At 43.7% G+C, this 13,931-nt stretch carries 17 protein-coding genes; 7 read left to right on the forward strand and 10 right to left on the reverse strand.

Features of this window, described 5'->3' with window-relative positions; genetic code table 11:
- Positions 1–159: 159 nt before the first annotated feature.
- The 3 genes from AC23P2_RS10055 to AC23P2_RS10065 form a co-directional block, all read right to left on the reverse strand.
- Positions 160–462 (reverse strand): helix-turn-helix domain-containing protein, encoded by a 303-nt coding sequence (locus AC23P2_RS10055; RefSeq protein WP_487773060.1) that lies wholly within the window; start codon positions 460–462, stop codon positions 160–162.
- A 28-nt stretch (positions 463–490) separates the two neighbouring features.
- On the reverse strand, positions 491–949 hold the full coding sequence (locus AC23P2_RS10060) for a hypothetical protein (protein ID WP_487773061.1): 459 nt from the start codon (positions 947–949) through the stop codon (positions 491–493).
- 184 nt (positions 950–1,133) lie between these two features.
- A complete protein-coding gene (locus tag AC23P2_RS10065) occupies positions 1,134–2,123 on the reverse strand; it encodes a hypothetical protein (protein ID WP_487773062.1) in 990 nt (329 codons plus the stop codon).
- A 287-nt stretch (positions 2,124–2,410) separates the two neighbouring features.
- On the opposite strand from AC23P2_RS10065, the gene AC23P2_RS10070 reads away from it, so the two are divergent.
- Both AC23P2_RS10070 and AC23P2_RS10075 read left to right on the forward strand, forming a co-directional pair.
- Positions 2,411–3,445, forward strand: a complete 1,035-nt coding sequence (locus tag AC23P2_RS10070; RefSeq protein WP_487773063.1) for a tetratricopeptide repeat protein — start codon at positions 2,411–2,413, stop codon at positions 3,443–3,445.
- 49 nt (positions 3,446–3,494) lie between these two features.
- Positions 3,495–4,379, forward strand: a complete 885-nt coding sequence (locus AC23P2_RS10075) for a DMT family transporter (RefSeq protein ID WP_487773064.1) — start codon at positions 3,495–3,497, stop codon at positions 4,377–4,379.
- A 33-nt stretch (positions 4,380–4,412) separates the two neighbouring features.
- On the opposite strand, the gene AC23P2_RS10080 is transcribed toward AC23P2_RS10075, so the two are convergent.
- On the reverse strand, positions 4,413–4,940 hold the full coding sequence (locus tag AC23P2_RS10080; RefSeq protein ID WP_487773065.1) for a hypothetical protein: 528 nt from the start codon (positions 4,938–4,940) through the stop codon (positions 4,413–4,415).
- Positions 4,941–4,988: 48 nt separating this feature from the next.
- On the opposite strand from AC23P2_RS10080, the gene AC23P2_RS10085 reads away from it, so the two are divergent.
- Both AC23P2_RS10085 and AC23P2_RS10090 read left to right on the forward strand, forming a co-directional pair.
- On the forward strand, positions 4,989–5,807 hold the full coding sequence (locus AC23P2_RS10085; RefSeq protein ID WP_487773066.1) for an endonuclease/exonuclease/phosphatase family protein: 819 nt from the start codon (positions 4,989–4,991) through the stop codon (positions 5,805–5,807).
- Positions 5,804–6,679: an AraC family transcriptional regulator gene (locus AC23P2_RS10090; protein ID WP_487773067.1), complete on the forward strand. Its 876-nt coding sequence runs from the start codon at positions 5,804–5,806 to the stop codon at positions 6,677–6,679. The genes AC23P2_RS10085 and AC23P2_RS10090 overlap by 4 nt, the downstream gene beginning before the upstream one ends.
- Here the strand turns inward: AC23P2_RS10090 and AC23P2_RS10095 are convergent.
- From AC23P2_RS10095 to AC23P2_RS10105, 3 genes are read right to left on the reverse strand one after another with little or no spacing between them, the layout of a single operon-like run.
- On the reverse strand, positions 6,673–7,047 hold the full coding sequence (locus tag AC23P2_RS10095; RefSeq protein ID WP_487773068.1) for a DoxX family protein: 375 nt from the start codon (positions 7,045–7,047) through the stop codon (positions 6,673–6,675). The two genes, AC23P2_RS10090 and AC23P2_RS10095, sit on opposite strands and share 7 nt — an antisense overlap.
- Complete coding sequence (locus tag AC23P2_RS10100; RefSeq protein WP_487773069.1) at positions 7,044–7,463, reverse strand: VOC family protein; 420 nt, start codon at positions 7,461–7,463, stop codon at positions 7,044–7,046. The genes AC23P2_RS10095 and AC23P2_RS10100 overlap by 4 nt, the downstream gene beginning before the upstream one ends.
- Before the next feature lie 11 nt (positions 7,464–7,474).
- A complete protein-coding gene (locus AC23P2_RS10105) occupies positions 7,475–7,936 on the reverse strand; it encodes a VOC family protein (RefSeq protein WP_487773070.1) in 462 nt (153 codons plus the stop codon).
- A gap of 128 nt (positions 7,937–8,064) precedes the next feature.
- On the opposite strand from AC23P2_RS10105, the gene AC23P2_RS10110 reads away from it, so the two are divergent.
- Both AC23P2_RS10110 and AC23P2_RS10115 read left to right on the forward strand, forming a co-directional pair.
- Positions 8,065–9,039, forward strand: coding sequence for a GlxA family transcriptional regulator (locus AC23P2_RS10110; RefSeq protein ID WP_487773071.1), 975 nt, complete (start codon positions 8,065–8,067; stop codon positions 9,037–9,039).
- Positions 9,040–9,150: 111 nt separating this feature from the next.
- Positions 9,151–10,056, forward strand: a complete 906-nt coding sequence (locus tag AC23P2_RS10115; protein ID WP_122933939.1) for a dihydrodipicolinate synthase family protein — start codon at positions 9,151–9,153, stop codon at positions 10,054–10,056.
- Between the two features lie 133 nt (positions 10,057–10,189).
- Here the strand turns inward: AC23P2_RS10115 and AC23P2_RS10120 are convergent, their stop codons facing one another.
- From AC23P2_RS10120 to AC23P2_RS10130, 3 genes are all read right to left on the reverse strand, one after another.
- Positions 10,190–10,432 (reverse strand): hypothetical protein, encoded by a 243-nt coding sequence (locus tag AC23P2_RS10120; RefSeq protein WP_487773072.1) that lies wholly within the window; start codon positions 10,430–10,432, stop codon positions 10,190–10,192.
- A gap of 68 nt (positions 10,433–10,500) precedes the next feature.
- Entirely contained in the window at positions 10,501–11,511 is a 1,011-nt protein-coding gene (locus tag AC23P2_RS10125) for a helix-turn-helix transcriptional regulator (RefSeq protein WP_487773073.1), read from the reverse strand.
- 51 nt (positions 11,512–11,562) lie between these two features.
- Positions 11,563–12,195: a transposase gene (locus AC23P2_RS10130; protein ID WP_487773074.1), complete on the reverse strand. Its 633-nt coding sequence runs from the start codon at positions 12,193–12,195 to the stop codon at positions 11,563–11,565.
- A 624-nt stretch (positions 12,196–12,819) separates the two neighbouring features.
- Between AC23P2_RS10130 and AC23P2_RS10135 the strand changes: the two genes are divergently transcribed.
- The gene (locus AC23P2_RS10135) at positions 12,820–13,920 is read left to right on the forward strand and encodes a slipin family protein (RefSeq protein WP_487773075.1); all 1,101 of its coding nucleotides are present in this window, start codon (positions 12,820–12,822) and stop codon (positions 13,918–13,920) included.
- The last annotated feature ends 11 nt before the right edge of the window (positions 13,921–13,931 follow it).

Here is a 13,931-nt window from a genome sequence, read left to right on the forward strand (position 1 = left end):
CCACGGGAATAAGCTTATTAAATCTTTATAACAAACAGGCCGAAAGTTTTTACACTTTCGGCCTGTTTGTTATAGGCTATAAAGGCTTACATCCTGATAGCCTAAAAAAGGTTATTTGAACGTCAATGCTCTGTCAACTATAAATAGATTGACAAAAATTTAAGCTGAATGAAGTGTAGTGGTAGGCACCTCAAACAAAGTTATGTTCAAATACGACTCTATCAAGTAAAGAGTTTCCAATGTGAAGTTATGAGTACCAGATAGCCACTTTGTGACTTCCGATGGGTTTTTATGCATGATATCGGCTAATTGTTTCTTACTCCAGCCTTTACTTTTAAGTGCTTCATCAATTCGGGCTGCTAGTAACATATTACGTTTAACTTTTTCAAAATCATTGGTATTGCGATTGGCAATCAAAGAGCCAATTAAGGGACTACGGTATTTTTTTGGATTTGTCTCCATTGTTTTATTCTTCAAAAATGAACGTTCCTTATAATTTTAAACCATCTTGACCCCACCATAAATCCCCCGATTTGATTGCTTCGGTGATTTTGCGGGAAATGTAGCGCAAAAGGTAGTTTTCGTACTTTAGTTTTGCGTCATCCTGTAATGCTCTCACATTTTTTAATCCTCCTCCTCCTAACAGGATACATGTGGTACCGTAACGGATACAATACAATCTTAGTTTTTTATCGGGAGAGTCATACAGTGCACAAACACCATCGCCGAGTGTACCTTCGTTGAGTTTGAAAAAATGCTCTCTTGCTCCTGTATTGTGTCCTATAATTTCGATGCGGTCAACGATAGATTGAATTTCCTGAGGATGTTGTGCATAATTTTCTTCTATAAAGCGCTCAAAGAGTGTGGAAGAGTTTTCGGGCATCCATACAGAATAAATAGCCGTCTTTTCTCCCGAAAACTCTTCTAGTTCGACAATTTCAAATTTCATAAAGCAAAGGTAGGTATTTTACTTATAAGTAAAATACCTACCTTTGCTTTTGATTGTATTTTAATACTTATCTTGCCAGTTTCTCAAACCGCTGGGTTGGGTATGAGTACCCAACCTCACACGTTTTTTCGTGCTCGTGGGTTTTCAAATCCACGAAGGAGGTTTCTCAAAACCTCGTGATGGCTCAGAATCTGGTCACAGCACTTACGATGGGGATGATTCCGTTTTCGTAACGCTGTTGAAGAAAACTCTGACGTAAGTACGAAGGCAATTCCTCAATCCACTGTTGATAGGCTTTTAAACCCATTACTTTGGCCACATAACATTCGTGGATAAAGTTGAGGTACTTCACAATATTGAGCAATGACTGATGAAACTTCGGTACGTCGATGTCAGCTTCTACAAAACGCTCAATTTCTCGCTGAGTGCCCGAAATTTTCAACCGACTCATGAGGTCAAAGTAGGTTGTTGGCCCCGTGTGTTTGGCGATTTCTTCCCAGTGCGTTGTACCAAATTTGGTGATAACTTTTCCCGTTTTTGAGCGCAATGCTTTTTCTGGGTTTGCTTGTAAACGGCGGCGGTAAGCCCGTAAGCGTAAGTCACGCGTTGTTTTTAAAAACTGAGCAATGTGCGCTTCGGCTTGTTTCGGCGTTTCGAGCGGTTGGAGCAATGCTTGTTCGGTAGTTTGCGGTAATTGATGATAGGTATAGTGTCCTAGCGGCCCATCGACATAAAATCCAATGGATTCGGGATACCAGCCTTTGGCAACATACCCATTAATAATTTGTCCGACGACGGCCTCAATCGGCACGTCGATGCCTTGGATGGCTAAAAACGCCTTGGCTCCGTATAAGACACTATAGTAGGCTTGCGGAAACGTCCAGTGGAGGGAGTGCTTTTGATAGTTTTCGTCGGTATGACTGGCGGCGGTTCGGAGTGTATATTCGGCACTCCATGCGTGCAATAACCATTTTTTTGCGGCACCTACGCGTGCTCCTTCTCGTTTGGGATTGAAGCGTTGGAGGGTACTTAATTGACGAACCTCTTCTAATGGGGTGGTGTGGCGGATGTAGTAGTCGATACTACGAAAATGGTTCAAGAATACCTGCGCAGGAATGGACTTCTGCCACTCTTCGTGCGTGTTTGTTGGTATATTTTGTTGGTTACTTATCATGGCTTTTTGCATTATTCTAGTAATAGAATCTGTTACAAATAAAACGAAAATGACGATGTTTTAGTTTGTAAAGTGGTGTCGATAAGCTGAGTTTAAGTGGTTGTATTCCATAAAGTTGTTGACTATTGATAGACAATAACTGTGCCAAAATGGTATGTCTAATTAAGGAATTTTAATTTTGGTATTTTTTTTATTTGAAATGCAAGGCACGTTAGAAGCCTGTATCTTTGTAGCCAAAAGTCTCTTTATTTCTCATTAAGCCACTTTTTGTAATGATATTATATAAAATGAAAAGGTTTCACTGGAGCATGATGCTTTGTGTTTTTTTTGCGATAAGTTGGGCGGGCTGCTCCGAACAAAGCCAAACGGAGGCTGCTCAGTTTTTTTTGAAAGGAAATCTTAAACTTGAGAAAAGAGAGTATGCCGAGGCAATTCGCTACTATGACGAAGCGATTCTAAAGCAAGGTGACATGGCCGATGCGTTTTGTAATCGAGGTATTGCTTACTTGCATGTCGGAGAAACGGAAAAGGCATTGGAAGATTTTAACAAAGCCATTGAACTAGATAAAAAACTCGACGAGGCGTATTTTAATCGGGCAGGGGCGTTGGTGGATCGGAAAGCGTTTACTCAGGCAGCAGCAGACCTCGAACAGATTCGTAAGAATTACCAAGACTCCACCAATTATTACCTTCGCTGGGGTGACTTGAAGTTTAACCAAGGGTTTTATGACCAAGCGCTGGCTGAGTACGACCGCGCCATTACGCTACGGCCCGATAACGTGCAAGCATTGGTCAACCGTGGGGTAGCGTATTTTGAAAAGAAAGACTTTAAATCTGCTCAGGTTGATTTTGAAAAAGCCCTCAAACTTGATTCACAACAACAACTTGCGTACAATAATTTGGCGCTAATTTTTGCACGGCAGAACCAACTCGACCAAGCCGTGAAAATGGTAGAACGCGCCTTGGATTTTGATCCTGTCAATCCTATTTACCTTAATAATAAAGGCTACATCTTACTTTTACAGAAAAAAACAGAAGAGGCGAAAAAGTTGGTTGAACGTGCTTTGGAAAAAGATCCTCAAAACAGCTACGCACACCGCAATTTAGGGTTGTACTGGATGCAAACGGGCAATAAAGTAGAGGCATTGGCTGAATTGAAAAAAGCGTATGACTTGAACCCTTCTACCGACCAAATTCACTTTTGGTTAGGTAAAGCCCAGGCCGATAACAACCAAAAAGACGAAGCCTGCCGTACGTGGCAAAAAGGAGAAGCCATTGGCGACGTAGAAGCTGCCTCCGAACGGAAGAAGAACTGTCGATAAACGACTTTAACAGCATCCCTAAAGTTTAAACTTTCGGGATGTTTTACCAATGAAAAATACAATTATAGGAATCCTTTTTGCGATGCTTTGGGCATCAGCTTCGGTGGCGACAAAATTTGGAATTCGGTCGGCCGACCCGCTCATTTTGGCCAATGTTCGGTTTTTGTTGGCAGGTACGCTTATGCTGACCTTTGGATATACTTTTGCCAATAGCGAAAAAACACTCCCACGAGGGCGTGAATGGGGCCAATTGGCCCTTTTTGCCCTGTTCAATACAACTTTATATTTGAGTGCCTTTGTGCTTTCGATGCGGGAAGTATCGGCAGGGATTGGAAGTTTATCCACGGCTACTGGGCCGTTGTTTGTCATTGTGCTATCCGCAATATGGTTACAGCGCAGTCTCAAGTGGAACGAAGCCCTAGGGGTTGTATTAGGGCTTTCGGGAGCGGGATTAGCCACTTGGCCTTTGCTCCAAAATAGCTTTGCTACCCCACGCGGGCTTTCTATTTTGATGGCAGGAATTGTGTCGGTATCGGCTGCGAGTGTGTATTATGCGCGCATCTCGTGGCGATTACCCAACGTGCTCATCAACGGTTGGCAAGTAATGTTGGGGGGAATTATGCTCTTGCCTTTTACGGTTTATTTCGCCGATTGGCAACATACCCGCTGGGACGCGCAATTTTGGGGCTCAGTAGGTTGGCTGATTGTTCCCGTTTCGGTTATTTCGTTGCAATTATGGTTCTATTTACTGCGGCTAGATGCCGTGCGAGCTTCGATGTGGCTTTTCCTTTGCCCCGTTTTTGGTTTTACGTATTCTTCTTTTTTTCTGGGAGAACCCCTTTCTTGGCATACGTTTGTAGGGACAGCACTCGTTGTTGCAGGGCTGTACGTTGCTCAACGTATCCGTGCGAAGGGTTTCTCAAAACCCGCCTAGCGCTGGAAAAAGCAAGGATATAAGTATCCTTGCTCACATGTTCCAAGCTATGCCAAACCCCACTGCGGGGTGCTGAAAAGGGGTATTTTGCAGCGAAAGGCCAACCCTGGGTTGTGCTAAACGACTGTTATAGACACCGACCGCTCGACGAATTTTTAACGTAGAAATGATATTGGCCGTCAGAGATACGCCGATGGAGGCAAGGTAAGTAGCCCAGAACGTGCGACGACTTACGTTGGCCGAACCGCCTTCAAGCAAATAATAAATGGTAGGAAGCACCGAGACCACCGTACCGACCGTTCGGATGACGCGTGCACTTTTAAAATAGTGATTTACCTCAGGGTCGTCGAGCTCGCCGAAGGGGATTTCTAACGAATAATTGCTACGCAGACGAACCCCGCCGTAATAATACCTGCCGTTGGCTCCTACTACAATCGGTTTAAGGTGAGCAAACTGATACTTTTTGAGCAACGCCATAGTGCTGTCTATGCGAGAAACTTGGGCTTGAATGCCAAGACTGAACGTCAGGAAGAGGAAAAGAAGCAGATACTTTGTTTTCACAGCAGAGGTTGTATTTTTGTTGAATTACTAACGTTTTTTCTGTTATAGATGGTAAAGATACTAACGGTGAAAGTGCTCAAATATAGTCTTTATTTATTGATTTGCTGGGGAAGTCTGGCAGGTGTAGAGGCCCAAAAAATCAAAACAAAGCCTGCTCCAAAGCCCATGACCTTAAAAGTGATGACGTTTAATATTCATCACGGCGAAAATAACGTAGGAAAAACCAACCTTACGCGCGTAGTGGAATTGGTCAAAGAGTACAAACCTGATTTTGTGGCGTTGCAGGAGATAGACAGCGTGGTGCCTCGGTCGGGGAAGTTGAATCAAATGCGAATTTTGTCGCTTCTCTCTGATTATCATTCGGCATTTTCGGCCGCGATAGACTTGCAGGGAGGAAAGTACGGCTTGGGGATTTTGTCAAAACGGCCGATTGAGCACGTTCAAAAATTAAAGTTGCCCAATCCCGACTCAACCGAACAGCGCATTTTGATGTGCGCGTTGGTACCTTTATCGGAAGGGAAATCTATTCGATTTTGCAACACCCACCTCGACCACAAATCGGCCTTGAATCGTGGGTTACAAGCGGCTATTATCAACGAAAACCTCCAAAATAGTATTTATCCCGTGATTTTGGGAGGGGATTTTAACGCTACTGCCGACCATCACACGCTGGAGGCACTTACCAAATATTGGAACGATGCAGGGGCGAACTCAACCCAAGCCACTTACCCAGGCAATGGAAAACGCATTGATTATTTTTGGACGCACCAATCGGCTCCTTTTAAAGTCGTAGAATATAAGGTGCTAGACGAGCCCACCGCGTCTGACCATTTACCTGTGTTGGTTACTTATTTTTTTGGCAAATGAAAGCACTTCTATTTCGAGTTCCGACAGTGGATGACCGCTCGTTTCGGGTGCAGGTGGACGAAGGGGCGCATTTTTACGAACGACTCCATTTTCACCCCGAATTTCAGTTGACCCTCATTTTGGAAGGAACGGGCACGCTGGTCGTCGGTGACCGTATCGACCGTTTTCAACCGTTAGATTTGTTGTTGTTAGGTGCCGACGTGCCGCACGTCCTCCTCAGCGACCCTGCTTATTTTGAGCGAAACGAGGAGTTACAAATCAAGGCGTGTACCTTTTTTTTTAGAGAAGAATTCTTCTTGCAGTTTTTTGAGAAAACGCCAGAATTACGGCACATTCACGCCATACTGCAAGACGCAAAACGCGGGGTGCGGCTGCGGTTTGGGCAACCTACTGATGTAACAAATCAGTTTGAGCAAATTGCTCAAAAACGTTCTTTTGAGCAATTTACGGCCTTACTGACCTTCCTTGATTTTCTGACGTTGTCGCACGACTACGAACTTTTGGCGGGGGCATCATACCGAAAGCCTAAGCAGCCCGTGGATCAACAGCGGTTAGAAAACGTCTTCAATTTTATCTTAGGACATTACGCCGACCCTATCACGCTGGAGGACGTAGCCAATGTTGCTAATTTGACTTCGCCTGCTTTTTGTCGGTTTTTACGTACCCACACGCGCAAAACATTTTCAGAACTATTAAGCGAAGTCCGTATTGAGCACGCGTGTCGTTTGCTCAAAGACTCCACCAAGAGTGTCAGCGAAATTGCCTTTGAATGTGGGTACAGTAATTTATCCAATTTCAACCGTCAGTTTAAGCAAGTCACCAAGCTTACGCCCCGAGAATACGTAAAATCGGCGAGAGAATTGGGTCAATGAAGCGTAAGGTAACGTTTCCAGAGGTAGTAGTTGGTGGCCATGATGGCAAGTACTATCAACGGAAAAATGGCAAAAGCCGTGTGCTCGCCCACAAACGCCCACGAAAGGGCAGCACAGATGAAATTGAAGGTAAAACCTGCATAGGCCCACTCTTTTACGATGGGCGAATAGGTTTGCAATAAGCCTATGACGCCGAGCAGTTTGGCCGCACCTACGATGAGTAAAAGGTACATTGGGTAACCGAGCATTTTGAAGGCTTCTTGCCCATCTTTTTGTTGGGTAACTCCGCCAATACCATCCATTGTCATAAACAAAACAAAAATAATTGTAGTGGTCCAGTAGCTGATTTTTAGGGTTTTAGGGCTCATGAGTTGGGGTGTTTAGAAAAGTGAAATATCCAGTGATTGCCAAATTTATCGGTAAGCATTCCGAGCGTTGCTCCCCAAAATGTTTGATGGAGAGGTTGGGTTACTAGGCCGTTTTGGGATAATTTTTCAAAGGCAACTTGTGTTTCGTCGAGCTGCTGAAAATAAATAGAAAGGGTGATTGAATTTCCTCCAATCCGTTTATTTTCAAGCATATCAGAGGCCAAAAGCAATGTTTTTCCTTCTTTTTCCAAGACAGCATGTAAAATTTGATTCCCAGTTTCGGCGGGCATTTGAGCCGACATCGGCGACTCTGCTACGGGTTGTAGCCGTAGTTCTCCTCCCAAACACTGTTGGTAGTACAGCATGGCTTCGCGGCAATTTCCCTCAAAGTTGAGGTAAGGTGTAAGCTGCATCATGGCTCAGAAAATCAGGCGTTTGCAGCAGCTTTCAATTGAGCAATATCTATTTTTTTCATAGCAAGCAAGGCGTTTAAGACCCGTTGGGCTTGTTGTGGGTCAGGGCTACCAAGCATTTCGCTGAGCTGAGTAGGGACAATTTGCCAAGAAACTCCAAACTTATCTTTGAGCCAGCCGCACTGTTGGGCGTTTGGGTCAGCGTCAGCCGATAATTTTTCCCAGTAGTAGTCGATTTCGTCCTGAGTTTCGCCATTGACGATGAACGAAATAGCCTCACTAAAACTAAATTGCGGTCCTCCGTTGAGGGCCACAAAGGGTTGCCCGTTGAGCTGAAAAGCAATAGCGATAATTTTATCGCCCGCTCGGGTAATGGGCCCGACGCTTGAAGTAGTAAAAATGGCTGTATAAAATGCGACGGCTTCTTCGGCATTGCCGTTGAACCAAAGATTAATGGAAAGAGGGGATGTTTTCATGGATGTTGTGCGATAAATTGATAAGGCAAAAGTACAGACGGAACCTGTGATCAAAGCTGTGTAAAAACGACAATCTGAGGGGTTGATTCCGACACTGGCGGCTCGTACTTTTGTAAAAAACTTCGACCATGAAACACGTCTCAATTTTAGTGCCCGAAACGGCAGTATCTGCGGCTATCGTTGACCCCCGTTATATGTTTACGGCCGTCAATGAATTTATCAAAGGCCAAGGGCGCCCGCCGTTGTTTAATGTGCAATTGGTGGGTATGACCAAAGAAGTGCGGCTTAACGATGGGCTAATTTCTATTCATTGCGACGCCGTCATTAGCAATCTTTCCAAAACCGATCTCATCATTGTACCTGCCATTAGTGGGCATATCGCGCACGCCTTGGAGCGAAATCAAGCCTTGGTACCGTGGATTGTTGACCAATACAAGCGCGGCGCCGAAGTAGCGAGTTTGTGTTTGGGGGCTTTCTTATTGGCTTCGACGGGACTGCTCAACGGGAAATCGTGTTCGACGCATTGGCTTTTTGCCAACGAGTTTCGACAGATGTTTCCCGACGTAAACCTCACCGACGACAAAATCATCGTTGAACATAATGGCCTGTATTCGAGCGGTGGGGCACATTCGTACTGGAATTTGCTGCTGCATTTGGTCGAAAAATACGCAGGTCGTGAAATGGCTATTTTGGCAGCTAAGTTTTTTGTACTCGATATTGGGCTCGATAGCCAATCACCATTTAGTATTTTTAAGGGTCAAAAAATGCATGAAGATCTCGAAATTAAGAAAGTGCAAGACTTTATAGAAACCAATTACCAAGATAAAATTACGGTGGATGACCTCTCGGATAATTTTGGGATTGGACGCAGGACGTTTGAGCGACGGTTTAAAAAAGCTACCAATAATACGGTAGTGGAGTATTTGCAACGCGTCAAAATCGAAGTAGCTAAGAAACAGTTTGAACTTACCCGTAAAACGGTCAACGAAGTAATGTACGACGTTGGCTACACTGACACCAAGGCTTTTCGGGATGTTTTTAAGAAAGTAACTGGCCTCTCACCCATTGATTACAAAAATAAGTACAACAAAGATGCGGCCTGATTTTGACCAAAATAGTATCAGAAATTATTAATCTAAGCCAAAGAAACGGAGGTAAAGCAGGTACCTTTGTATTGCAAATCTTGATATAAAAGAAAGAAATAAACTAAAAATATGAAACCAAGCTGGATTGGAGTTTACCCTGCCGTCACGACGAAGTTTTTCGAGGACGAGACATTAGACATTAAGATGTTTACGTACAACATCGACGAACAAATCAAGGCAGGAGTGCACGGAATTATCATCTGTGGTTCGTTGGGAGAAAATAGTACCCTAACGTACGATGAAAAACTAACCCTCCTGACGGCTGCTCGCGAGGTGATTGCCGACCGTGTACCGTTGGTGATTGGCGTTGCTGAAAATAGCACCCGAGTAGCGGTAAATTTTGTAAAAGAAGCTGAGCAAGCAGGCGCCGACGGTATCATGTTGTTGCCTCCGATGCGCTATCCTTCCGACGACCGTGAGACGCTCCACTTCATGCACACCGTAGCCGATGCTACTGACCTTCCGTACATGGTATATAACAACCCTGTGGCGTACAAGACCTTTGTAAGCATTCCGATGTTCAAAGATTTGGCTCAAAATGCGCACTTTGAATCCATGAAGGAATCAACAGGAGATGTGCGTTATATGACGGATATTATCAACGAATTGGGCGGACGTTTCAAAATTATGTCGGGGGTAGATGACTTGGCACTTGAAAGCCTTTTGATGGGGGCTGATGGCTGGATTGCAGGATTGGTGGATGCTTTCCCGCGTGAAACAGTGGTTATTTATGAATTGGCTAAACAAGGCCGCATCGCCGAAGCACGCGAGATTTACCGTTGGTTCTTCCCATTATTGCACCTTGATGTTTCGACGAAGTTTGTACAAAATATCAAATTGGCCGAAGTTGCTACGGGTTTAGGAACGGAGTACGTTCGTCAGCCACGTTTGCCATTGGTAGGTGAAGAACGTGAGCATGTATTGAAAGTTATCAACGACTCGTTGGCAAAACGCCCTGTATTGCCACAGATTTAGGCATTCGCATTTCCATTTTACCCTACCCTGAAAGGCAATAATCAGCAATGGTTATTGCCTCTTTTTTCTTGAATCCACTATATCTAAAATTAAAAGCTCTCGTTTAGCTTCAAGTGTGCCTCTTCTGACCATCTTATTTCGTAATCCATGCTTGCATTTTAGTTTTCAATTCGGAAGTTGATATGGTAGTAGCATTTTCCGCGTTTTGTAATGATTTTGATAGCTTCTCGACAAAAGCGGGGTGATTGCTATCAAAATGAATATCACGACTCTCTAAAAATAAATTGATGGTGGCGTACAAGTCTTCAATGTCCTCGTTTTCAATGAGAAGGTCAACTTGGCGGTGTATTAATATTTTGAGTTCAGTTGCAGACATATCATATCTTTGATTTTTAACAAAAATAACAAATTTTCAATATCTCATGTGTTTTACAATAAATGCGTTTACCCGTAATTCTCAGCACCCTCCTTCAAACGCTGCTGAATGCGTTTACGGAGGGCGTCGGGCGATAGGACTTTGATAATTTCTCCGAATCCCAATATTTCTTTTTCTAATTCAAAATTAAGTTGGACAAACAGCTCAATCACCACCCCTTCTGGTTGGCGCTCCAACGTTACTTGTGAACTGTGCAGTGGCTTGGTTTCTAAGTAAGGTGCATGGGCCGCAGCCACCCAAAGCCGCACTCGTCGGGGGCGTTGGTTAGGCTGAACTGTTACTCCAATGACGTGCTGATAAAACGCTTCGGGCTGTAGGTGTTCATTGGCTCGAAAAGGTTTGTCTTCGTCGATACTACATTCAATGATTCGATCCAGCGCCAAGTGAAGGACTTCAGTGAGGTGGTTTTTGACTCCGACCGCAAACCAACGGTTTTTATACTCTTTGAGCCACCACACATGAAACGTAAATTGATTTGCTTCTCTGGCTCGAAACGATTGATAAGTCATCGAAACTGCCTTTTGTTGCACCACGGCTTGGTATAATGTTTCCAAAAACGATAACCCCCGCAAATTCTCATTCTTCTCAAAATCAATGACCGTTCGTTGGTGGTGTTTGGCAGCATATACGTGTCCTTCTAGTTTTTGAATGACGTCGGTAAGCTGTTGGAAATGAGAAAAGCCTTTGAATTGGCGCAGTACTTCCACGGCTTCGTTCATCCGTTGTAAATCCAGCTCCGTCAACGGGATTTGCGTAATGCTATAAGTTGGGTCTTCATAGGTGTAGAATTTTTTATCCACCACCACAATTGGCGCAAAGTAGCCAAGCTTATCGCTTCGCATCATTTGAAGGTCGGCCTGAATGGTGCGGCGACTGATGCCTTTGTCCATGCCTTCGTATTCATACATGGCTTCGGAGACTTTTTCAATGAGGTCTTCGAGCGTCCATTTGCGGTATCGATTACGTAAACAAGCGTCAATCGTCTTGTATCTTATGAGGGCGTTGCGGTTGGCGGGCATAGGTTGGTGACGTTTAGCTAGACTTTCCAAGTTTTTGAAACTTGGAAAGTCTCATTCTTCGATAATGTACTTTTTTATCTCATGAAAAGAATTGTTCAGAGCGTGAAATTTTATAAACTCCTCCTTACCCCCAAACCAATCTAAGACATATTGTTTTTGTAGTTTTGAAGGTTTGTCTATTAGTATTCGGCGGTATGACGACCACTGATATTCGTCGTCCCGTATTTTAAATCCATGATGTCGCATCTGTGAATGAATATAGCTAACAACTGTCGTAAAGTAAGACTCATCGTCAACATGGATTCGTTTGAAATTTTTACGAAATAAACTTCCTTTTCGCTTTTGTTGAGTGTTAATGGCTTTTGAATAGCCCATTAAAAAACGTCTAAATAGTTCACTGATAGTATTTTCAGCAGTTAGTTCTTTCCCTGAAGGAAGTTTGAGTGTTTCTAAACTCTCAATAATTGTGATGTCTTTAACACGGACTAAAAAGTGGAAATGGTTTGGAAGAAGGCAAAAAGCATAGGTTTCCAAAACATCAGATAGGTATTCATCATACTTTCTTAAGAAGTAGGAATAGTTTTCCACCGTGTAGAATACTTTTTCGCCGTTATTTCCTTGATTATAAATGTGATAATAGCAGTTGGGATGTAGTGGGCTATAAAATTGTGTTTGTTCTTGCATAGATAGACAAGTAGTTACTTTGAGTCTTAGACCCAAGTCACGTGCGAAAGCAACTAAATCTTCTCTTTTCCCCGAAAAATTTCCGAAAATAATTTCAACTGCGCAAAAAGACTGCGCAGAAGGTATAAACCTTTGTATCGTCAAGTTAATGATAACGAACCTGATGCTGGTGTTCATCGCCACATAGTGCCGCCGACGTATCGCACGGTATGCTGTCGAAATCACCCTAATTTGACTTTCACACTGTGGGTCGAGGGTTCGAATCCCTCCTTGGTGCAAGCCATGTAACTCAGCTGGGTAGAGTAACAGACGTAGAAGAAAGCCACTTCACCAAAAATGGCTACCATTGGGCTAATAAGGGCAAAAAATGCTTCTGTGACGGGGCAATCTCGTTGCAGTTTGGAGAAAGCCAGTAAACGGAACAATACTGCCTTTGGCGTTTGAGGTTCTTTTTGACGTGAAGACTTGCTTTGATAAACACAGAGTTGTGCTGTTTGGAAAACCAAGGTAAAACGTCGGAAAAAACCCTAAACAAAGAAGACAAAACCCGCTTCCGCCTTCAAAAAACGAAGTGTTTTTTGCCCTGAAGCTAAAATAAAACAGTCATCATTAATGCTTAAAATCATGAAAATTGTTCGCATCAGCGCTTACCAAGTAGGGCTAGTTTTTCGTAATGAAACGTACGTAAAAGCGATTACAGAGGGCACACACTGGCTGTCGCCTTTCACAACTGTGAAAATATACAATACCACACAGCCTTTCGTAGCGCCTTGTGCGCTGGATATTTTGCTGAAAGACACCACTTTGGTAGCTATGCTCGATGTGGTAGAGGTAAAAGATAACGAGATTGTGTTGCAATACGAAAACGAGCTATTCAAAACGGTGCTTAAACCAGGGCGTTATGCGTTTTGGAAAAGCATCATCAACTACCGCTACGTACGGGTAGATTTAAGCAAAGTAGAGATTACCGAAGAGATTGATTTGGCCGCACTTGCTGCCAAAGAGGTACTAACGTATATGCGTACTTACACCGTAGAACCTTACGAAAAAGGGTTGCTTTTTGTGGATGGCAAGCTCCAAAAGATGCTAGAAGCAGGAACCTATTACTGGTGGCGAAACAACTTATCAGTTTTTGTTTCAAAAGTCGATATGCGTCAGTTACAACTAGAAGTAGCGGGGCAGGAGATTTTGACCAAAGACAAAGCGTCGTTGCGCATCAACTTTCATGTTCAGTACAAAGTCACTGACGTTATGAAGGTACTTATGGAGAACAAAGACGTTGATAAACAGCTCTATATCCTCATGCAATTGGCATTGCGCGAGTACATCGGGACGCTGTCTTTGGACGAATTGCTTGAGAAAAAAGAAGTGATTTCTGAGTTTATTTTGGCCGCAACTGCCGATAAAGTCGCCAAACTAGGTTTTGTCCTTGTAGGCTGCGGTATTCGGGATGTGATTTTGCCAGGCGATATGAAAGAAATCATGAACCAAGTGTTGGTGGCGGAGAAAAAAGCCCAAGCCAACATCATCATGCGCCGAGAAGAAACCGCTTCGATGCGTAGCTTGCTCAACACCGCCAAACTGATGGAGGAAAACGAAATGCTTTTTCGCCTGAAAGAAATGGAGTATGTCGAGAAAATTGCCGATAAAATCAATACCATTTCGATTGCGGGGGGGGGGCAAGTGCTTGACCAACTGAAGCAGCTTTTCGGAACTGCTAAGTAATGTCTTTTGAC

The organism is Runella sp. R0.1_18, assembly GCF_057652155.1.

Coding starts and splice junctions, on each gene's coding strand:
- AC23P2_RS10055 (WP_487773060.1), bottom strand. CDS start 462: ATGGAGACAAATCCAAAAAAATACCGTAGTCCCTTAATTGGCTCTTTG.
- AC23P2_RS10060 (WP_487773061.1), bottom strand. CDS start 949: ATGAAATTTGAAATTGTCGAACTAGAAGAGTTTTCGGGAGAAAAGACG.
- AC23P2_RS10065 (WP_487773062.1), bottom strand. CDS start 2,123: ATGATAAGTAACCAACAAAATATACCAACAAACACGCACGAAGAGTGG.
- AC23P2_RS10070 (WP_487773063.1), top strand. CDS start 2,411: ATGAAAAGGTTTCACTGGAGCATGATGCTTTGTGTTTTTTTTGCGATA.
- AC23P2_RS10075 (WP_487773064.1), top strand. CDS start 3,495: ATGAAAAATACAATTATAGGAATCCTTTTTGCGATGCTTTGGGCATCA.
- AC23P2_RS10085 (WP_487773066.1), top strand. CDS start 4,989: ATGGTAAAGATACTAACGGTGAAAGTGCTCAAATATAGTCTTTATTTA.
- AC23P2_RS10090 (WP_487773067.1), top strand. CDS start 5,804: ATGAAAGCACTTCTATTTCGAGTTCCGACAGTGGATGACCGCTCGTTT.
- AC23P2_RS10095 (WP_487773068.1), bottom strand. CDS start 7,047: ATGAGCCCTAAAACCCTAAAAATCAGCTACTGGACCACTACAATTATT.
- AC23P2_RS10100 (WP_487773069.1), bottom strand. CDS start 7,463: ATGATGCAGCTTACACCTTACCTCAACTTTGAGGGAAATTGCCGCGAA.
- AC23P2_RS10105 (WP_487773070.1), bottom strand. CDS start 7,936: ATGAAAACATCCCCTCTTTCCATTAATCTTTGGTTCAACGGCAATGCC.
- AC23P2_RS10110 (WP_487773071.1), top strand. CDS start 8,065: ATGAAACACGTCTCAATTTTAGTGCCCGAAACGGCAGTATCTGCGGCT.
- AC23P2_RS10115 (WP_122933939.1), top strand. CDS start 9,151: ATGAAACCAAGCTGGATTGGAGTTTACCCTGCCGTCACGACGAAGTTT.
- AC23P2_RS10120 (WP_487773072.1), bottom strand. CDS start 10,432: ATGTCTGCAACTGAACTCAAAATATTAATACACCGCCAAGTTGACCTT.
- AC23P2_RS10125 (WP_487773073.1), bottom strand. CDS start 11,511: ATGCCCGCCAACCGCAACGCCCTCATAAGATACAAGACGATTGACGCT.
- AC23P2_RS10130 (WP_487773074.1), bottom strand. CDS start 12,195: ATGCAAGAACAAACACAATTTTATAGCCCACTACATCCCAACTGCTAT.
- AC23P2_RS10135 (WP_487773075.1), top strand. CDS start 12,820: ATGAAAATTGTTCGCATCAGCGCTTACCAAGTAGGGCTAGTTTTTCGT.